At 38.1% G+C, this 19,447-nt stretch carries 19 protein-coding genes; 2 read left to right on the forward strand and 17 right to left on the reverse strand.

The window, feature by feature from the left end:
* Genes JL102_RS10500 through mraZ form a run of 5 tightly spaced genes read right to left on the reverse strand, consistent with a single transcriptional unit; the run spans window position 1 to window position 5,323 of the window.
* Window positions 1-1,464, reverse strand: a complete 1,464-nt coding sequence (locus JL102_RS10500) for a UDP-N-acetylmuramoyl-L-alanyl-D-glutamate--2,6-diaminopimelate ligase (protein WP_202244352.1) — start codon at window positions 1,462-1,464, stop codon at window positions 1-3.
* Window positions 1,464-3,557 carry a penicillin-binding protein gene (locus JL102_RS10505; RefSeq protein ID WP_202244353.1) on the reverse strand — a complete coding sequence of 698 codons (2,094 nt, stop codon included), beginning with the start codon at window positions 3,555-3,557 and terminating at the stop codon, window positions 1,464-1,466. Before JL102_RS10505 ends, JL102_RS10500 begins: the two co-directional genes overlap by 1 nt.
* Entirely contained in the window at window positions 3,554-3,931 is a 378-nt protein-coding gene (locus JL102_RS10510) for an FtsL-like putative cell division protein (RefSeq protein WP_202244354.1), read from the reverse strand. Before JL102_RS10510 ends, JL102_RS10505 begins: the two co-directional genes overlap by 4 nt.
* A gap of 2 nt (window positions 3,932-3,933) precedes the next feature.
* Window positions 3,934-4,836, reverse strand: coding sequence for a 16S rRNA (cytosine(1402)-N(4))-methyltransferase RsmH (gene rsmH, locus JL102_RS10515; protein ID WP_202244355.1), 903 nt, complete (start codon window positions 4,834-4,836; stop codon window positions 3,934-3,936).
* 43 nt (window positions 4,837-4,879) lie between these two features.
* Window positions 4,880-5,323 carry a division/cell wall cluster transcriptional repressor MraZ gene (mraZ, locus tag JL102_RS10520; protein WP_202244356.1) on the reverse strand — a complete coding sequence of 148 codons (444 nt, stop codon included), beginning with the start codon at window positions 5,321-5,323 and terminating at the stop codon, window positions 4,880-4,882.
* 408 nt (window positions 5,324-5,731) lie between these two features.
* On the opposite strand from mraZ, the gene mnmA reads away from it, so the two are divergent.
* Window positions 5,732-6,931, forward strand: a complete 1,200-nt coding sequence (gene mnmA, locus JL102_RS10525; RefSeq protein WP_202244357.1) for a tRNA 2-thiouridine(34) synthase MnmA — start codon at window positions 5,732-5,734, stop codon at window positions 6,929-6,931.
* Between the two features lie 40 nt (window positions 6,932-6,971).
* Here the strand turns inward: mnmA and JL102_RS10530 are convergent, their stop codons facing one another.
* The 8 genes from JL102_RS10530 to cmk form a co-directional block, all read right to left on the reverse strand.
* Window positions 6,972-8,273 carry a pyridoxal phosphate-dependent aminotransferase gene (locus JL102_RS10530; RefSeq protein WP_202244358.1) on the reverse strand — a complete coding sequence of 434 codons (1,302 nt, stop codon included), beginning with the start codon at window positions 8,271-8,273 and terminating at the stop codon, window positions 6,972-6,974.
* Between the two features lie 8 nt (window positions 8,274-8,281).
* A complete protein-coding gene (locus tag JL102_RS10535) occupies window positions 8,282-8,854 on the reverse strand; it encodes a DUF502 domain-containing protein (protein ID WP_202244359.1) in 573 nt (190 codons plus the stop codon).
* A 77-nt stretch (window positions 8,855-8,931) separates the two neighbouring features.
* Window positions 8,932-9,543 carry an NADH:ubiquinone reductase (Na(+)-transporting) subunit E gene (gene nqrE, locus JL102_RS10540; RefSeq protein WP_202244360.1) on the reverse strand — a complete coding sequence of 204 codons (612 nt, stop codon included), beginning with the start codon at window positions 9,541-9,543 and terminating at the stop codon, window positions 8,932-8,934.
* An 11-nt stretch (window positions 9,544-9,554) separates the two neighbouring features.
* Window positions 9,555-10,232, reverse strand: a complete 678-nt coding sequence (locus tag JL102_RS10545) for an NADH:ubiquinone reductase (Na(+)-transporting) subunit D (RefSeq protein WP_202244361.1) — start codon at window positions 10,230-10,232, stop codon at window positions 9,555-9,557.
* Window positions 10,233-10,266: 34 nt separating this feature from the next.
* On the reverse strand, window positions 10,267-10,986 hold the full coding sequence (nqrC, locus tag JL102_RS10550) for an NADH:ubiquinone reductase (Na(+)-transporting) subunit C (protein WP_237390552.1): 720 nt from the start codon (window positions 10,984-10,986) through the stop codon (window positions 10,267-10,269).
* Window positions 10,987-11,014: 28 nt separating this feature from the next.
* On the reverse strand, window positions 11,015-12,220 hold the full coding sequence (locus tag JL102_RS10555) for an NADH:ubiquinone reductase (Na(+)-transporting) subunit B (protein WP_202244363.1): 1,206 nt from the start codon (window positions 12,218-12,220) through the stop codon (window positions 11,015-11,017).
* A gap of 19 nt (window positions 12,221-12,239) precedes the next feature.
* Complete coding sequence (locus JL102_RS10560; protein ID WP_202244364.1) at window positions 12,240-13,604, reverse strand: Na(+)-translocating NADH-quinone reductase subunit A; 1,365 nt, start codon at window positions 13,602-13,604, stop codon at window positions 12,240-12,242.
* A 111-nt stretch (window positions 13,605-13,715) separates the two neighbouring features.
* On the reverse strand, window positions 13,716-14,417 hold the full coding sequence (cmk, locus tag JL102_RS10565; RefSeq protein ID WP_202244365.1) for a (d)CMP kinase: 702 nt from the start codon (window positions 14,415-14,417) through the stop codon (window positions 13,716-13,718).
* Between the two features lie 309 nt (window positions 14,418-14,726).
* Here cmk and JL102_RS10570 point away from each other — a divergent pair, with 309 nt between their 5' ends.
* A complete protein-coding gene (locus JL102_RS10570; protein WP_202244366.1) occupies window positions 14,727-15,014 on the forward strand; it encodes a sll1863 family stress response protein in 288 nt (95 codons plus the stop codon).
* A gap of 38 nt (window positions 15,015-15,052) precedes the next feature.
* Here the strand turns inward: JL102_RS10570 and JL102_RS10575 are convergent, their stop codons facing one another.
* The 4 genes from JL102_RS10575 to JL102_RS10590 form a co-directional block, all read right to left on the reverse strand.
* Complete coding sequence (locus tag JL102_RS10575; protein WP_202244367.1) at window positions 15,053-16,075, reverse strand: glutamine synthetase beta-grasp domain-containing protein; 1,023 nt, start codon at window positions 16,073-16,075, stop codon at window positions 15,053-15,055.
* A 25-nt stretch (window positions 16,076-16,100) separates the two neighbouring features.
* On the reverse strand, window positions 16,101-16,628 hold the full coding sequence (locus JL102_RS10580; protein ID WP_202244368.1) for a hypothetical protein: 528 nt from the start codon (window positions 16,626-16,628) through the stop codon (window positions 16,101-16,103).
* Between the two features lie 10 nt (window positions 16,629-16,638).
* On the reverse strand, window positions 16,639-17,679 hold the full coding sequence (locus JL102_RS10585) for an outer membrane beta-barrel protein (RefSeq protein WP_202244369.1): 1,041 nt from the start codon (window positions 17,677-17,679) through the stop codon (window positions 16,639-16,641).
* Window positions 17,680-17,798: 119 nt separating this feature from the next.
* The gene (locus tag JL102_RS10590) at window positions 17,799-19,133 is read right to left on the reverse strand and encodes an ammonium transporter (protein ID WP_394369240.1); all 1,335 of its coding nucleotides are present in this window, start codon (window positions 19,131-19,133) and stop codon (window positions 17,799-17,801) included.
* Window positions 19,134-19,447: the final 314 nt, after the last annotated feature.

Raw genomic sequence — 19,447 nt, forward strand, 5'->3', positions numbered from 1 at the left:
TCATTTCTCAAATAAGTTCAACATCCTTCCAAGTACTTCCTTATCATCAAAAGGATGTTTTACGCCCTTTATTTCCTGATAAGTCTCATGCCCTTTACCAGCTACGAGTATTATATCATTTGCTCCAGCCATCATACAAGAGGTTTTAATTGCCTCTTCTCTATCAGCTATCACAACTGTCTTTTTATATTCTACAGGACTTACTCCTTCCTGCATTTCCTTTATAATTTCCATAGGATCTTCATCTCTAGGATTATCAGAGGTGAGTATCACCTTATCACTCCATTTACAAGCGATAGATGCCATCAGAGGCCTTTTTGTTTTATCTCTATTTCCACCACACCCTACCACAGTTATCACCTGCTCGTTGCCTGTGCGAAAATTGCTTATGGTTTCCAATACATTTTGAAGTGCATCAGGAGTATGCGCATAATCCACAATAGCTGTAATCTGCGACCCAGATTTTACTTGTTCGAACCTACCCGTAGCACCCTCTAATAATGACAACTCCGTAAGTACATCATCAGCATCCTGCTCTAAAAGAATAGCTGTTGCATATACTGCCAAAAGGTTATAAGCATTAAAATCACCTATAAGCCTGAACCAAACATTTTTATTATTAATGTCCATTTCCAGACCCTGAATAGTGTTCGCCACAATCTTTCCTTTAAACTCGGCTACACTTTTTAGTGCAAAGGTGTTTTTAGTGGCTTTAGTATTTTGCAGCATTATACGACCACGCTTATCATCTACATTCACCAACGCAAAAGCTGAAGCAGGCAAATCATCAAACAACTTTTTCTTGGCTGCTATGTATGAATCAAATGTTTTATGATAATCCAGGTGATCATGAGTAATATTCGTAAATATCGCTCCAGCAAATAGCTGCCCTGCAATTCGCTCCTGATGAATAGCATGGGAGCTCACTTCCATAAAAGCATATTCACACCCCTGGTCTACCATTTCTGCTAAGAGCTGATTAAGACTGATAGGGTCAGGTGTAGTATGAGAAGCAGGTATCACCGAATCTCCTATTCTGTTATTCACTGTAGATAACAACCCTACATAATATCCCATTTTACTAAACAGGTTAAAAAGTAAAGTAGCTACAGTGGTTTTGCCATTCGTACCTGTAACACCTACCAGCTTTAGCTTTGTAGAAGGCTCTCCATAAAAATTAGACGCCATTAAACCCAAAGCCTTCGCGCTATCCTTTACTGCCACGTAGGTAACATCACTACCAATAGCCTCCGGCATAGTTTCACAAACAATTACTTTGGCGCCTTTGGCTATAGAAGATCCGATATAATCATGCCCATCTGACTGTGTTCCTTTTACAGCAACAAACAAAGTACCTTCTTTTACTTTCCTTGAATCAAAAGCAATATCATTCACCTCACGGTCCATATCACCGCTGGTAGAAACTAAAGATACTTTATACAATATGTCTTTTAAAATAGGCATTAACTCAATTCTATTGTTACTGTACTTCCTTTCAATGCTTTACTTCCTGGGTACTGTGATTGATTCACCACTCTACCCTTACCTTTTATATTTACTCTGAGGCCACAACTTTCCAATAAATAGAGAGCATCTCTCAGAGTCATTCCTTTTACATCAGGCACATACTTAGTGCTTACCTGATTGTCTTTCCAGGAAATAGAATTTCCCTTTAGGGCCGTAGTAACCCAATCGTCCTGGCTGTCTCCTCTATGATTAGAAATGCCCAACTGATTACAGATATAACTCAGCTCCTCGTAGTTGCCTGACTTTATAATAGGGAATACATCTTTCTCTGCTATAAACTCTTTAGGCATAGCCTTGTGCATATCAATATCTCTAGAATAAATATTATCAGCTATTTCCTTAAAAACAGGAGCAGCTACACTACTTCCATACTGCCTCCATCCTTTTGGATTTTTTATCACCACTATAGCACTGTATTTAGGGTCATCAGCAGGGAAATAACCAGCAAAAGACGTGATATACTTCTTGGTGTATCTTCCATTTTCTAAAATCTGGGCAGTACCTGTTTTACCTGCTATTTTATAATAGCTATTTCTTATATTCTGAGCCGTTCCTCTCTCCACTACTCCTTCTAGCATAATTTTCAGCTTGCTCAAAGTCTCTTTAGAGCAAATTTCATCGTTTAGCACTACGGTATTATATTCATCCAATATCTTATCTGCCCTTCTTATGCTTTTCACCAAAATGGGCTTTATTAACTTTCCATCATTAGCCACAGCATTATACATAGCCAGCGATTGAATAGGGGTAAGCTCCAAACCATATCCATAAGCCATCCATGGTAAAGTGATACCGCTCCATCCTTTATCTGTTGGCCTTTTTATCTTAGGTATACCTTCTCCTTTTATCTGCAAACCCAAAGGTTGAGACAAGCCAAGGTTGTCGATATATTGTAAATACCTTTCTGGGTTAAGCCCGAAATATTTATCCACCAACTTAGCCATAGCCACGTTTGATGATTTTTCAAAAGCCTGTTGTACTGTAATAGTACCATACCCTCCAAGGTCATGATCTCTCACTGTATTGTCATAAAACTTCAAGATACCATCTCCGGTATTCACACTGTCGTTTAAACTGATATTGGTATCCTCTAAAAGTGCTATCATGGTAGCTAACTTAAAAGTTGAACCTGGCTCTCTTAATCCACCTACAGCATAATTATACCTTTCAAAATAATAACCTGCTTTACTTCTGCTCAAATTAGAAATAGCCTTAATCTCACCAGTATTTACCTCCATAACTACTACCACACCATAATCTGCCTCATGATATTCCAATGCTTTAAGCAGTGCTGTTTCAGTAACATCTTGCAGGTTAATGTCTATAGTACTTTCAATATCGTATCCATTTTCGGTTTTTATATCATTGCTATCAAATAGAGGCTTCTCACCACCACCTGCAAGCTTTTGATATAGAGCTTCTCCATCTTTGCCTGACAGCTGCTCATTAAAGCTATATTCTAGCCCGGCACCTCTGTGGTTTTCATTCACAAAACCAATAGTCCTTCTGCTCAGGTTAGCAAATGGATGAAACCTTTTATCTACTTTTTCGAAAATTACCCCTCCCCTCAATTGTCCTTCTCTAAAGATGGGCCATCCAGACATTTTCTTTTTATCCTGGTAGCCGACCATCTTACGATTAAGCCTTAGGTACTGCCTACCTGTAGATCTGGCATTTTTTAGCCTTCGCTTATACGTTTGCTTAGACTCATCTTTAAAAAACTTAGATAACATTAAAGCCAGAGAATCTACCCCCTGGTTAAAAACATCATCTGAAGCTATGGTAGCATCAAAAGCGAGTTTATAAAATGGTAATGACGTGGCGAGCAAGCTGCCATTATCAGAATAGATGTTACCGCGAGTAGCTTTTACTTTTTTGTACTTCACATTAATCTGCTCTGCCATTTCCTTCCACTTCTCACCTTGAGCAAACTGAATGACTCCAGTTTTCACTACTATAGCAATAGCAAAAAGCGTTACCAAAAGGAACGCCACCCTAACTCTTAATAATATGGATTTCTTAATATTCACTTATCCTTGATAACTATTTTTTCAGGTGGTTGCAAACTCTCTTTCAATCCTAATTTTTTAACATTTTTAGCTACTTCAGACTGCTTACTGGCGAACATGTAGTCAGCCTTTAAAGTGGTATAATCAGCCCGTAAATCTTCTACCTCTACTTTTAACCTATCTATTTTTCTAATATTCTTTTCTGCATAATGGCTATTACCGATATAGAATATACCTATAGCCGTTACAAACAACACATGTGGTAAATACTTTACTGGCAAGCCATGTTCAAATGCCGTGTCTATACGCACCCACTTTTCTAATCTGGCGAAAATACTTCCCCTACCGGTATCACTACCTTCTCCGTTCTTTATTCTATAGGTATTCGTTGCCATAACTATAACTTTCTTCCTATCCTCAATTTGGCGCTACGCGCTCTATTATTTCTTTCTATCTCACTGTCATCAGCCACAATAGGCTTTCTGTTTACAGGCTCCAACGGTCTAAGCACGTTACCATAAAAATCCTTCTCTACCTCACCAGACATTTTGCCTTTAGCGATAAAATTTTTTACCAGCCTATCTTCCAGCGAATGATAAGACATCACTACCAACCTACCATCTTCTGATAAAACTTCAGCACTTTGCTCAAGAGCTTCTTCCAAGGCTTTCAACTCCTCATTCACCTCTATACGTATAGCCTGGAAAACCTGGGCATAATACCTATTTTCCTTGCCTCGCTTGGTGTACTTGCTCAAAATATCCTTCAGCTCATTTACTGTAGTTATTTCAGTATTCGTACGTCTGGCCACGATCGCCGCCGCCAATGTTTTAGCATTCTTCACCTCGCCGTACATACCAAATATCTTATGCAGTTCATCCTGACTATAAGTATTCAGCACATCTCTGGCGCTCTTACTGGCCGATTGATCCATTCTCATATCCAGCTCCGCATCAAATCGAGTAGAAAACCCTCTTTCTGCAGCATCTATCTGATGAGACGAAATGCCCAAATCAGCCAAAATTCCATCTACAGATTTAACCCCATACATTTTCAAATATCTTCTCAAATGCCTGAAGTTTCCTTCTATAAAAGTGAAAGACTCATCACTGATTCCATCAGCATTAGCCTTAGCATCCTGATCCTGATCAAAACTAAACAGACGTCCTCCATCTAGTTTGGCCAGTATAGCCTTGGTATGTCCACCACCACCAAAGGTCAAATCCACATAAACCCCGTTGGGCTTAATATTGAGTGCATCTATACACTCCGCCAACATTACCGGATCATGATAGCTCATTTATTCACAAATTTTAACCAAAAGCCCAATTGCCTTCCGTTATTTAATCATCCAAATATTTCTGGGCCAGTTGCGAGAACTCAGCAGGATCACTTATCAGATGCTCTTCATACCTCTCAGGATCCCATATCTCCACTTTATTACCCATACCTACCACCACAGCATCCTTTTTCAAGCCTGCATAACTCAGCATCAACTTAGGTATGAGAAATCTCCCAGTATTATCAAGCTCAACTACAGAACTACCCCTGAAGAAGTTTCGCTGTAGCTTTCTATACTCTTCATTAAACTCATTCAACCCAGCGATTTTTGAGTAGATTTTTTTAAACTCTACCATGGGGTAAAGAATCAAGCAAGGCTCAAATCCACGACGCACAACTAACTCATTACCAGATGTTTCTGGTAAGTTAGCTTTGATCTTTGCTGGTAAAACCAGTCTACCCTTAGCATCGATCTTGCACTCATATTCACTAGTGAAAAATGCCATTGTGGACGGTATGCTTGAATTCTAATAAACAAACATAAAAAATTATTTGACATATTCCACCACTTTTCTCCACTTTCCGCCACATTTTTACATTTTCTTACATAGAAATTACAAACAAGTAACAAAGTGATAATCTGTATGTTCGCTCTTAAGATTAAAAAGCTCTTTTAATCTTAAAGGCACCACCTTTCAACTCCACAATCGCAGTTCAAACCCTCTTATAAAGAAAAAACAAAGCGTGGGAGAAAGTGGGAGAAAAATTCCAATTTTCGAAATAGTGGGGAGATGTGGGGGAGTTATTCCGAAGCCGGTCATAAATTTTATTTAAAGATTTTTTCAAAACGCTAATCCCTCTGAAACATATCTCGTTATTAAACATACTAGATAAAAATCTCCTAATTTTGTGTTATGAAAAGAGTAGTAGTAGGAATGTCCGGTGGTGTAGACAGTAGCGTAGCGGCTTATCTGTTAAAAGAGCAAGGCTATGAAGTGATCGGAATGTTCATGAAAAACTGGCATGATGATACTGTAACTATTAGCAACGAATGCCCATGGTTAGAAGACAGCAATGACGCTATGATTGTCGCTCAAAAACTAGGTATACCTTTTCAGGCTATTGATCTGAGTAAGGAGTACAAAGAGCGTATAGTTGATTATATGTTTGATGAGTATCAGAAAGGCAGAACTCCCAACCCGGATGTGCTATGTAATCGCGAAATTAAATTCGATATTTTCTTAAAGGCGGCCAAACGACTTAAGGCGGACTTTATAGCAACGGGTCACTATTGTAGAAAGGGCGAAGTAACTGATGCGGATGGTAATACCAGCTATCAACTTCTTGCCGGAAAAGATAAAAACAAAGATCAGAGTTATTTCTTGTGTCAGCTCACTCAAGATCAATTGGCTCAATCATTATTCCCAATTGGGGAATTAGAAAAACCAGAAGTTAGACGAATTGCTAAAGAACAGGATTTGGTTACTGCGGATAAGAAAGATAGTCAAGGGCTTTGCTTTATAGGTAAGGTGAGATTACCTGAGTTTTTACAACAGAAACTAGAACCCAAAAAGGGTGTGGTAGTAGAAATTGATGCAGAGGCAAACAACTATGCGACTAATCCAGTAAACACCCTCATTAATGGAGCTGAAACAGAGACGCTAACTAAGCTCTCTACAAGCTTTACCTATAAAAAGGGAGATGGCAAAGTAGTGGGAGAACATAATGGAGCTCATTACTACACCATTGGCCAAAGAAAAGGATTAAACATTGGAGGTACACCAAAACCTTTATTCATTATTGAAACAGATACTGAAGAAAATGTAATTTATACCGGCCAAGGCGAAGACCATCCTGGACTTTACAGAAAAGGGTTAAAAGTAGCCACTGAAGATGTGCACTGGGTGAGACCAGACCTTAAACTTGAAGTGGGAGAAAGCAAGGATTTCAAAGTAAGAATAAGATACCGACAAAATCTGGAAAAAGGCACCTTATTTATGCGTGAAGATGGTCTATATGTAATTTTTGACACTCCACAAAAAGCTATAGCACCAGGACAGTTTGTAGTTTGGTATGAAAATGAAGAACTAATTGGGTCCGGCGTTATCGGATAATAAAAAATGGAGGCTGAACATAATCAGCCTCCATTTTTTATTATGAATTCAAATATTCATTGATCGCATCTCTCAAAGTCTCGAAGGTATTAACTAACATCTCTTCATTTTCTTCCAGCAAGGTCACTCTAAACCCTAATAAATCTGACTGAAATGATGATATTGGCACTATACAAATGCCCTTAGTGGCTAACAAGTAATAGGTGAATCTTTTATCAAAATCCATTTCAGGAGTGATCCATTCTTTTAGCAAATTCTTAATCCCCTCATTATCCGTCTGCAATTGCTGATTTTCATTCAACACTCCATCTTCAAAAAGTATAGTATTATAAAAAGCTCCTTTTGTTTCTATATACCTAATCCCCTTTACATCTTTAAGAATCTCCGTTATCAACTTATTCCTTCGGTATATCTGTTGATTACGGTCTATAATATATTCTTGATACTTAGGGTGCGAAAAAACCTTAGGTATGGCCATTTGTGGCAAAGTGGTGGAGCAAACCTCTAAGGTTTTTGCATCCTCCAATGACTTACAGAAACTATTAAACTGGCTATCCTTATCTCTATTATAAAATTCCATCCAGCCACAGCGCGAACCTGGCCAAGGTAGCTCCTTAGAGATACCTTTCATAGAAATACCAGGTCTATCTCCAAGCATTTTCACTAGGGGTAATGTATGCATATTTGGCTGTGTAATAGCCATATATATTTCATCACTAATCAGTAGCAAATCAAACTCTTCCGCTATTTTTACAATCCGCTCTAAATACTCTACAGGGTAGATCATACCTGTAGGATTATCAGGGTTAATTATCAGTATACCTACAATATTAGGATTATACTTCACTTTGTTATATAGCTCCTCTAAGTCCGGATACCATGAATTCTCTGGATCTAGCTTGTAAGTAAGAGCATTACTGCTTGCGTGTGCGGCCTCAGCACTAGAATGGGTAGAATATGCAGGGGAAGGCCCTATAATTCTGGAAGTCGGGGGTAAATATTGATATAGCTTAGAAATCGCATCACCTAAACCATTGAAGAACAAAACATCGTTAGCCGTGATTTGCACTCCACCAAGTTGGTTAGTTCTATCAGCAAGGAATTGGCGAGTTTCTAAAACACCCTTAGAATGACAGTAACCGTAACTTTTATCAATAGTTACCAGCTCTGACACTATCTCTTTTATCCAAGAAGGTATTTTGGCATTTTTTTGTATTGGATCACCTATATTTTCCCAGGTAATGGGTACTCCACAGGCCGCCACCTGCTCAGCTTTTTGCACAATCTGACGTATTTCATATTCGAGCTTATTAGCCCCATCTGAAAGAAGTTTTCTACGCATAATATAATTTAATCTACCTTTTCATCTAAGCCTGAAACACCACCTGAAACCACGAATTTCATAGCATCAGCACCGTTCATGTTCAAAGGCTTAACATGCAATTTATCAACAAGGAAATGATTTCCGGAAAAGTTATAAGAGTGAGGTAAATAAACAGATACATAACCGGGTAAGTCAAGTACCTCTAAATCCGTTTGGGTTATAAATCCTATCTTAAGGATGGTGCCACCTTCCGTTAGCGCAACGGTAACAGGCACATTAAATTTCTTCTGATCGCCCACAAAAGCGCCTATCAAATCTTTAATAGAGGTATAAAGAATGTTCACCAATGGAATTTTAACCACATACTTTTCTAACTGGATAAAGAAAGGCCTAGTTATAAAAAATGAGGCGAGATAGCCTAGAAAGGTGATATTTACGACAATAATAATAAGGCCTAAACCAGGAATATTAACAGGAATCAGGCTATCTAGCCAATCTAATATTTCATAGATGATGTAAATGGTTAAAGCCAAAGGCACTACAAATAGTAAACCTCTGAAGAAATAAGACAAGAACCTATTAAGGGTGAATTTACTCATGCTTTTTATTCTTATAACACAAAAAAAGGGTTTCTGTAAACAGAAACCCCTTAAAGATATTAAAATTTTGTTTCTATCTATAGAGCAATACCAATGAATGATTTAAAGGCTATGCCCATTAGGCCTGTGATTAACATAGTAATACCTAAACCTTTAAGTCCATCAGGTACGTTAGAATATTTCAATTTCTCTCTAATAGCCGCTAAAGCTACAATAGCAAGCATCCAACCAATTCCTGATCCAAAACCATATACTGCAGCTTCAGACAATGCATAGTCCCTTTGAACCATGAAAAGTGATGATCCTAAAATAGCACAGTTTACAGCAATAAGCGGTAAGAAAATACCTAAAGAACCATACAAAGAGGGTGAGAATTTTTCGATGATCATTTCTACCAACTGCACGATACCAGCTATAATAGCGATAAACATAATGAACTGAAGAAACTCAAGACTTACACCAGCGAAATCTGCACCTAACCAAGTAAGCGCTCCTTCTTTAAGGATATATTCCTGCAACAACCAGTTTACAGGTACTGTGATAGTAAGCACGAAAACTACAGCAGCTCCAAGTCCAATTGCCGTAGATACCTTCTTTGATACAGCAAGAAATGAACACATACCAAGAAAGTATGCGAAAATCATGTTATCAATGAATATGGATTTTATTCCTAAACTAACTAATTCCATTATTAATGTTTTTAATGTTCTACGTAACCTGTTTTGGACCTCTGTACCCATATGAGGATTCCCAGTACCATAAATGCACCGATAGAATCAACCATAAGACCATTAGTAGGGAAATTGCTCCAACCGATAGCTTCAAAGATCTTGAAGTCAAGGATCGATCCTGAACCAAATAACTCTCTAAAGAAAGCTACTGCCAAAATAACCCATGCATAACCAAATCCACTACCAAGCCCATCCAACACAGAGTCATAAGGTTTATTAGCCATAGCAAACGCTTCCAGACGGCCCATAACGATACAGTTAGTAATGATAAGACCTACAAAAGCTCCTAATACTTTATACATATCATAGCTGTAAGCCTTAAGCACCTCACTTACCAATGTCACCAAAGTAGCGATAACCGCTAGCTGTACAATAATTCTTATCCTGTTAGGTACAAGGTTTCTTATTAACGAAATAATAAGGTTTGAAGCTGCAATTACGAAAGTTACAGCGATAGCCATAATAAGGGTAGGCTGTATTTTCACAGTTACTGCTAATGCCGAACATATTCCAAGAACCTGTACTGTAATTGGGTTATCTTCACTTAAAGGATCAGAAACAAGTCTTTTTCTTCTTTTCGAAAAAAGAGCTTCCGCCGGCTTTACTTCCACCGCATCCTTTTTTTGTTCTAAAGTTTCAGTACTCATAATATTAAACTCTTCGTATCAAAATATGATTTCCTTAAAGGTTTGCCACCTCTCCTGAATTAAGCTTTTCAAAATAGGCCTTGTAACAAGAAAGATAATTCTTCAGCATAGCGTTAACTCCTTTTCCTGTTAATGTAGCTCCAGACATTCCATCTACTTCATGATCTGAAATATTAGTGTGTCCTTCACCTTTTAACATACTAACAGAAACCAAGTTCCCCTGCTCGTTAAAAATCTTTTTACCTACGTATCTCTGTTGAATTTGAGGAGTAGCTATTCTCGCTCCAAGTCCGGGGGTTTCTCCTTTGTGATCAAAAGACACACCGGCAATTGTGTTCAAATCATTCTCTATAGCTGCAAATCCCCAGATTTTATCCCATAACCCTGATCCATATATAGGTAAAATATAAGCATAAACCTCTTTACTTGAAGGATCCTTTCTGTATTTAAACACAGGATATAATCTATCTTCCGGCTTCTTTTTGTAATTTTTAAGAACATCAACATTCTCTGCCTGGATATCAGCACCTTTTTCATCTTTAGTAACTTCGTTACCGCTATAATCTACCACTGTAGATTTGATATGCTCATCATACATTTCCAAAATCTCATTCGGCTTCATAGCACTTAATTTTTCTCTGTCTGTAACAGAAGACAAAATTTGAGTTTTGGTATCCAGTTCGATAGACTTCTTCTGAGCTGGTGCCAGCCCTTGAGAAGCGAGTGACAGCAGACCACCTACAATTACGGTCATTACTGCTGTGAATATTATTATATAAGCGTTAGACTGTCGCACGTTGTAACCTCCTTTTTTTATTAGCAATTACTACATAGTGATCAATTAGAGGAGCGAACACATTCATTAACAGAATGGCTAGCATAATTCCCTCCGGATAAGCTGGGTTAAATACTCGAATTACTACGGTAAGCATACCTATTAATAATCCGTATATCCATTTACCAGACTCTGTATGTGCTGCAGTAACAGGGTCTGTAGCCATATAAACAGCTCCAAAAGCAAGACCACCAATTACTAAGTGATAATGAGCAGGCATAGCCATATATTCATTTACAGCTAATAGATTTAATAACCATCCCATCGCATATGCTCCACCAAACACACTCACCATTACTTTCCAGCTTCCTACTCCTGTAATTGCTAAAATAACAGCTCCAACTAAACACATCAATGTGGAAGTCTCTCCTATACAACCCGGCATGAAACCAAAGAACATATTAGAAAAACTAAAAATACCATCTGCCCAGCCTTGTCCGTATTGATTCAGCGATTGAACAAAACCTTCTCCATTTTCCACTATCTGCGCTCCAATGGCCAAAGGAGTAGCTCCTGTAAAGCCGTCTACAGCCTGACTACTTTCTCCGATATAAGTCCATACATCACCAGAAATCTGGCTAGGGTAAGCAAAGTATAAAAACGCTCTGGCTGTTAAGGCTACGTTCAACACGTTCATACCTGTACCTCCAAAAGCTTCTTTAGCTATTATAACAGCAAATACTGTTGCTAATGCCACTTGCCATAAAGGAATATCTGGTGGCAATACCAAAGGAATAAGCATTCCAGTAACTAGGAATCCTTCATTTACCGGGTGTTGCCTCACTACTGAAAATATGAACTCTACTCCCAAACCTACTGCATATGAAACCACAACAACAGGTAGAACTTGAATTGCTCCAACCAAAATCATATCTCCGAATGAAGCCTCTGGTTGACCTAAAGCAATAAAGTGCTGATAACCCACGTTATAGATACCAAATAATAGACATGGCAATAAGGCGATGATAACAGTCATCATCAAACGCTTCATGTCGATAGCATCCTTTATTTGCGCTCCAGTAGACCTTGTGGTGTGATTAGGAGCGAAAAGGAAGGTTTCATGCGCTTCATATAAATAGTAAAACTTCTCCCATTTTCCTCCCTTCTCGAAGTGGGGTTTTACTTTATCTAGTGCATCTCTTAAAAATTTCATCCTATGAATCTATATTCTGTTAACTATATTGCATCAAATTAATTCCTTCTCTTATGATTGCCTGGACATCATGCTTAGATACATCCACAAATTCACACAGAGCTAAATCTTCTTCGATTACTTCATAAATACCTAAAGCTTCCATCTCATCAAAATCTTCTGCCAAGATAGCTTTCAGTAAATAGGTAGGAAGAATATCCATCGGTAACACCTTTTCAAACACTCCTGTTTGAACAAAAGCACGCGGTTCACCTTTCGTATTTGTATCTAAAACGTACTCCTTTTTAGGATTAAGGAATGACAATAGACCAAAGGCTCTATGGAAACTAACTTTATTAGTGGTAGGAAGGATCCATCCGAACAATTCATATTGATCTCCCTCTGGCAACACTGTAAGCATATTATCAAAGTAATCTAAATGACCGTTGATATCTATCCTAGTACCAGTAAGAGCATTACCTGAAATATATCTAACGTGATCATTGTTTAGGTTACCCTCTACAAATTTCTTGATGCTAGCACCTGTATAGGTTTTGTAATATTGAGGCTTAGTTACTTCAGAACCAGCCACAGCTACTATCCTCGAAGCATCATGTATACCTTCAAGGAAAAGCTTACCTATCTGAATAACACCAAATGGGCTAACCGTCCATACTATGTCTCCTTTGTTTATAGGATCCAAATGATGAATTTGTACTCCTACGTTACCAGCAGGATGAGGACCAGAAAACTTGTTGATTTCAGCATTTTTCACCTGCGAGAATACAGGAGATACTTCGGCATCACCATTCACATTAACGTGAACTAGGCCGGTAGTCAGCTTTCTCAGTACATTTATCCCTGCCTGAAAATAAGTTTCCTGACCTTTGAACAAGACATCAAAGTCAGGAGCAAGAGGGTGAGAATCAAATGCTGAGATAAAAATCGCCTTAGGCGTCTCCTCAGGGTCAGCTATAACCCCATAAGGGCGCTGAATGATATTGGGCCATACACCACCTGTTAAAAGTTGCTCAATGGCATCTCCTCTTGTTATAGAGTTCAACTCAGTTGATGAATACTTTTTAAAGCTTTCGTATTGGATTTCTTTATCAGCCAAAATCACAACTTCGAGGATCTTTCTCTTCTCTCCTCTTCTAACCTCTACCACCTCTCCGCTTACCGGAGCTACGTGAAGAACTTTGTTGTTTTTTTTGTCAAAAAGTATGGGGGTACCTGCTTTTACAACATCACCCTCATTAACCTTTAATTTTGGCCTTAAAATACCTTGAAAACTCGTGGGCTTAAACGCAAAAGTCTCCGGTTGTGCTACTTCCGCGATCTTCTTTTCAGCTTTGCCCGCCAGGTTGATATCAAACCCCTTTTTTAGCTTGATGAATTTAGACATGCTATACTTTAAGATTCAAATCTTATCTTTTAAAATCGAGGCAAAATTAACAATTTTTCCTACAATAAAAATTAATGTATTAATTTAAAACAAATAAAAATTAGCCACTTTTTAAGCGGTAATTGTTTCTTTTTTCTGTTCCAATATCTTACCTAAAGCCAGCCTAACAATATGGTCAACCTGCTCTTCTAAAGTAAGAAATGAACTATCTACTTCCACAGCATCATCGGCTTTCCTTAAAGGACTCACCGCTCTACTGCTATCTATTTTATCTCTTTTTTCAAGGTTACTGATAATCTCAGCAAGATCTACCAGTTGTCCTTTTTCCATTAATTCCTTTTGCCTTCTTCCTGCCCTCACATATATATCAGCCACCATGAATATTTTCAGCTCTGCATCAGGAAAAACCACGGTACCTATATCTCTTCCATCCATCACCACACCACTCTTTTTTCCAAGCTTTCTTTGCTGAGCCACCATAGCCTCTCGCACAGACTCCAACGCACTTATCTGGCTCACATTCTCTGAAATATACATCTTTCTAATCTCACCTTCTACATTGAGGCCATTCAAAAAGGTGTCTGTTCCTTTATCCTTATTGTTTTGAAAAGTGATGTCGATTTTATTGAGGGCGTTTTCTACCTCTTTTTTATTGGTAAGACTAACATGATTCTGCTGGAAATATAAGGTAACTGCTCTATACATAGCTCCTGAATCTATATAAGTATATCCTAGCTCTGCCGCCACTGCTTTAGCCGTGCTGCTTTTACCGCATGCTGAATATCCATCTATAGCCAGTGTTATTTTCCTCATATTAGCAATCTTTCATTGGGCAAGGGATAGGCTTACCTCTCTTCAACTTACCGTTGCGCTTACTAGTAGCACAGCCTGTAAGTAAAAAGGCCATAAGCCCCGCCATTAAAACATATTTTGAAAACGTCATTAGCATCTACATCACAAATATAAAACATAAAAGATTAGTTAAATAATCTGTAGACCGGTTATTCTCATTAACATTTTAAGACATTTTTGCATTTAAACTTTCAAACAGGAAAAGTATGGCTTCCACAACCTAGAAAAGCATATTTTCGTTATATTAAAGAGGTCATAAACAACTTTAATATGGAATCAAAAACTCAAGGTAAAGCAGAAAAAGTTTTTCAGGATATAGGTAAAGGCATTGATGAACTTATAAAAGATCTTCATAGGGCCAAAGAAAAAATGGAAGTTGAATATGAGGATGAAATTAATGAACTCAAACGAAATAAAGAGACCTTAAAATCAGAGTTCAAAGATTTTAAAGAAAACAACAAGGGCAAATGGGATGAAGTAGAAAAAAGTCTTCATAACGCTGCTAAAGAAGTTCAAAATGCCATGGAAGCATTATTCAAAAAAAAGAAGGAGGGTTAACCCTCCTTCTTTTTAAACTTTTATCTTACGGATAGATACTAGGCAGTAACTACTTCAGATGCTTTTTTAACAGTTTTTACAATACGAGCTGCTATCTTATAAGGGTCACCATTAGAAGCCGGTCTTCTATCTTCTAACCATCCTTTCCAGCCATTTTCAACTGTAGCGATAGGAATTCTTATAGAAGCTCCTCTATCTGATACTCCATAGCTGAATTTATCAATAGATTGAGTTTCATGAGCACCTGTAAGCCTTTGATCATTGTCAGCTCCATATACCGCAATATGCTCTTTCACTAATGGTCCAAATGCTTCACAAATAGTGTCATAAGCATCTTTAGCGCCAGCGTTTCTTAACGTACTGTTAGAGAAGTTAGCGTGCATACCTGATCCATTCCAATCTCCCTTTAATGGTTTTGGATGCCAGTTGATAGACAAGCCATATTTCTCAGCGGTTCTCTCTAGAAGATATCTTGCAATCCAAACTTGATCACCTGCTTGCTCTGCTCCTTTAGCGAAAATTTGAAATTCCCACTGACCGGTAGCCACCTCAGCATTGATACCTTCTACATTAATACCTGCTTCAAGGCAAAGATCCAAGTGCTCTTCAACAATTTCTCTACCATAAGCATTATTGGCGCCTACTGAGCAATAATAAGGCCCTTGAGGACGAGGGTAACCACCTGTAGGGAAGCCCAATGGTAAATTAGTAGATGGATCCCATAAGAAATACTCTTGCTCAAATCCGAACCAGAAATCATTATCATCATCATCTATAAGAGCTCTACCATTACTTTCATGAGGAGAGCCATCAGGATTAAGCACTTCTGTCATCACCAGGTAGCCATTTTTCCTATCAGGATCAGGGAAAAGAGCAACAGGCTTTAACAAGCAATCAGATGAATTTCCTTCTGCTTGTCTCGTAGAGCTCCCATCAAAAGACCACATAGGACAGCTTGATAATTTTCCATCAAAATCAGAAACGATTTTAGTTTTACTTCTTAGTGTTTGCGTTGGCTTGTAACCGTCAAGCCAAACGTATTCAAGTTTTGTCTTTCCCATAGTTTTTTGAATTATTTAATATTTGTTACCATTCGATTTTCTTATCTTTTTCTTTTAGAATTTGAGTTTTGAGCTCATTATTCAATCTATCAAGATACTCCTCACTTTGTCTTGTTATTTTCTTTAGCAAGGTTTTTCTTCCCTTAAACTCCTCCTCTATTACGGGTTCCGTTTTTTCCTTTTCAAGCTCAAATTTGGCATATCTATTCCTAGTCATTGGGGTAAAATAAAAATCATATGCTATGTACCTGAATTTTTCATCCTTCACCTCTATATCAATGGTAAAATCAAGTACTCCGGCAGGGCTGCCCACTTTGCCTACTAAGCTATTTATAATCTTAATATCTACGCTTATCTGTATTTTATCACTTACTATTTTTAACGCGTTGCTGTCATATAAATTATAAACCGCCTCCTTGAGACTACTCTCCAGCACATACTTCTCAACCCCGGTGCAGGACACCACCTTCTGATAGGTAATAGTATCTGTAGTACTACCATCAGCAGGTAAAAGTGTTAGAAAAGTGAGCAATATTACCGAAGTAAATGTCATATAATTTTATTTAAAACGAATAAACAGCCGCAGCCACCAGTTGAAATGCTCCTCCTGTAAATTCATTATGTGAATCTATAAACACATCTTCAGAAGCAGTATCATACCTTAACTCAGGAATAAATTTAAGATTGCCAGAGCCAATATTAGCCGAAAAGGTAAATGCATCAACAGATATATCGTCTATAGCATCTCTCTGCACGAAATGTTCAAACCTGAGCCCTAAAGAAGTAACATCACTTATTTTTAACTGAGGATAAAGTGCCAGGCCATAAAACCCAGTATCTTCAGCGGTATTTAAAAGCTTAGGTTCTTCGTTAGCACCATAAGTAGCTGCATTTACACCCAGATAAAAATTATCTGTAAATTGAAGTCCTGCTGTAATATCAAACTCAGTTCCGCTTTGTTCCCCTGTAATTAAGTTAAAGTACAAGTCATATCCTGCGGAGGGACTATATGAAAGCTGCAGACCAATATCTTTACTGGAAGTCATATCAGTATATTCATTCCAGTCATTAAAAACCCCTACCATAAGACCGAATTTTTCTGATAACGCAAAATCAAATTTTAAACCTGCATTTTGAAATGGCCCACTGGTAAAAAGGTAAGAAGTAGAATAATTGAAGTTACCTGTTGGAGATATTACTTCATACCCTACAAAAGTGCCCATATATCCTCCGGAAACGGTCACCATATCACTGAGCTGATAGGCAACATATAGATTCTGAATATGAAAAGAATTATTATCAGCTCCTGAATTTGGAATAGACTGCGATTGTCCCCTCGGCCCAAATGATATATCTCCTACAAAAGAAGCCTTACCTACCTGCTGCGAGGCAATGAGGTTTACCATACCGATAGAGAATGAGTTCTGATCGGAGGCAAAACTAGTAGGTATGTTTGGGTTGCCAGAAAAGTCATACTTATAATAGGTATCAACAGATCCTGATATAGATAGAGGGGTTGCTTCCTCTATCTCATCATCCTGCGCTTTGAGTGTTGTACAAATCAAAAAAGTAGCCATTAATAGTAATAAATAATACTTTTTCATTTTACTTTGTGTTAAGGTTAATAGTTATGTTAGCTGTGAAGTCATATATCCCTGGAAGATGGGTGAGAGCACTTCCAGGGTGACTTCAGTTAAATTTCAATTGATTCATTTAGAACTTCTTATTCATCATATATGATAGTATAGCCTCTGATTCCATGCTCGTGACTATCCATACCTTGTCTCTCATGCTCTGCTGACACTCTTATTCCTACTGTATATTTCAAAACAATGAATATTGCGAAGGCACTAATGAATGCTGTAGCTCCACATGCTGCCACACCTATTAGCTGAGATGAAAAACTTAATGCATTAGCTGCTTCTGCGGCAGTGCTTACTACATTACCAGCTGCATTTATAAACTCGCCATTATCGTTTGTTATAGCTTTAAAACCGAAAATACCAACTGCAAGAGTGCCCCATACACCACAAGTCAGGTGAACCGACACTGCTCCTACCACGTCATCTAAATGAAATTTATCTAAAGCTACTGCTGATAGCACTACCAGTATTCCTGCAATAAAGCCTACCAACAAAGCATAGTTAGGAGAAATAACATCTGCGCCAGCTGTAATTCCTACCAATCCGGCAAGAATACCATTAAGTACCATACCTAAGTCTAGTCTGTTAAACATAAAAAGTGCGGTAAACATAGCACCTAAACCACCTGTACAAGCAGCTAAAGAAGTGGTGACCAACACCAATGAAACGGCTTCTGGATCACCTGACAACACAGACCCTCCATTAAAACCAAACCAGCCTAACCATAATAAAAAGACGCCTATTACAGCCAAAGGAACACTTGACCCTGGCTTATCTACCACTTTACCATCCACATACTTCCCTATTCTAGGACCTAAGACAATAATACCTGCCAAAGCACCCCATCCACCTACTGAATGAACCAAAGTAGAACCAGCAAAGTCATAAAAACCAAGCGCATCTAACCATCCTGTACCCCATTTCCAACTTCCTACAATAGGGTAAACCAAGCCTACGAAAATAAGGGTGAATATAAGGTAAGCTGATAATTTGATTCTTTCTGCTACGGCTCCTGATACGATGGTAGCAGCTGTAGCAGCAAACATGGCCTGAAAAAGAAAGTCAGTCCAACGGGTATAAGCACCACTTGTGTAAGCAAAAGTCTGATCTCCCTCATTCATTTGAGGAAAGAAACCATCAAACCCGAAGAAAAAGCCAGGCTCGGCAGTTCGTGGGTACATCAAACTAAAGCCTATCAAATAAAATGTCACCAAGCCGATGATTGGTGTTAATGTATTCTTAAAAAGGATGTTCACTGTATTTTTCGCCTGTCCGAAACCAGCCTCCACTGTAGCAAAGCCTAAGTGCATAATAAAGACCAGCGCCGTAGAAATCATCATCCAGACATTGTTGGCTGTAAATAGCCCTGTGTCAACAGCCACCTGCTGGATGGCCATCGCCTCATCCAGAATCATACTTCCGCCCACTTGAACCAAAGAAGATAATTCTGCATAAATCATATAAAGCATAATAAAGGAGTTAGTTTAAGATTGATTTGTTAATTATATTTTGACTTATATATCTATATCCAATTAAACATCGAAGAAAAGCTAATTCTTGTAATTTAGGAAATATTCAGGTATAAATTTTAACCCACTTTTAACTTAATAAGACAAAATAACATAAATAAGAGGTAAATATTACACCAACAAAAGAACATTTATTATAAATAAATATACACTAGGGTATAAATACAGCCAACCATTATGAAAATGAAAATTGCAATCGT

Origin of the sequence: Fulvivirga sediminis (genome assembly GCF_016757215.1) — a bacterium.
Classification (GTDB): Bacteria; Bacteroidota; Bacteroidia; order Cytophagales; family Cyclobacteriaceae; genus Fulvivirga; species Fulvivirga sediminis.

Coding starts and splice junctions, on each gene's coding strand:
- JL102_RS10500 (WP_202244352.1), bottom strand. CDS start 1,464: ATGCCTATTTTAAAAGACATATTGTATAAAGTATCTTTAGTTTCTACC.
- JL102_RS10510 (WP_202244354.1), bottom strand. CDS start 3,931: ATGGCAACGAATACCTATAGAATAAAGAACGGAGAAGGTAGTGATACC.
- rsmH (WP_202244355.1), bottom strand. CDS start 4,836: ATGAGCTATCATGATCCGGTAATGTTGGCGGAGTGTATAGATGCACTC.
- mraZ (WP_202244356.1), bottom strand. CDS start 5,323: ATGGCATTTTTCACTAGTGAATATGAGTGCAAGATCGATGCTAAGGGT.
- mnmA (WP_202244357.1), top strand. CDS start 5,732: ATGAAAAGAGTAGTAGTAGGAATGTCCGGTGGTGTAGACAGTAGCGTA.
- JL102_RS10530 (WP_202244358.1), bottom strand. CDS start 8,273: ATGCGTAGAAAACTTCTTTCAGATGGGGCTAATAAGCTCGAATATGAA.
- JL102_RS10535 (WP_202244359.1), bottom strand. CDS start 8,854: ATGAGTAAATTCACCCTTAATAGGTTCTTGTCTTATTTCTTCAGAGGT.
- nqrE (WP_202244360.1), bottom strand. CDS start 9,543: ATGGAATTAGTTAGTTTAGGAATAAAATCCATATTCATTGATAACATG.
- JL102_RS10545 (WP_202244361.1), bottom strand. CDS start 10,232: ATGAGTACTGAAACTTTAGAACAAAAAAAGGATGCGGTGGAAGTAAAG.
- nqrC (WP_237390552.1), bottom strand. CDS start 10,986: ATGACCGTAATTGTAGGTGGTCTGCTGTCACTCGCTTCTCAAGGGCTG.
- JL102_RS10555 (WP_202244363.1), bottom strand. CDS start 12,220: ATGAAATTTTTAAGAGATGCACTAGATAAAGTAAAACCCCACTTCGAG.
- JL102_RS10560 (WP_202244364.1), bottom strand. CDS start 13,604: ATGTCTAAATTCATCAAGCTAAAAAAGGGGTTTGATATCAACCTGGCG.
- cmk (WP_202244365.1), bottom strand. CDS start 14,417: ATGAGGAAAATAACACTGGCTATAGATGGATATTCAGCATGCGGTAAA.
- JL102_RS10570 (WP_202244366.1), top strand. CDS start 14,727: ATGGAATCAAAAACTCAAGGTAAAGCAGAAAAAGTTTTTCAGGATATA.
- JL102_RS10575 (WP_202244367.1), bottom strand. CDS start 16,075: ATGGGAAAGACAAAACTTGAATACGTTTGGCTTGACGGTTACAAGCCA.
- JL102_RS10580 (WP_202244368.1), bottom strand. CDS start 16,628: ATGACATTTACTTCGGTAATATTGCTCACTTTTCTAACACTTTTACCT.
- JL102_RS10585 (WP_202244369.1), bottom strand. CDS start 17,679: ATGAAAAAGTATTATTTATTACTATTAATGGCTACTTTTTTGATTTGT.
- JL102_RS10590 (WP_394369240.1), bottom strand. CDS start 19,133: ATGATTCTGGATGAGGCGATGGCCATCCAGCAGGTGGCTGTTGACACA.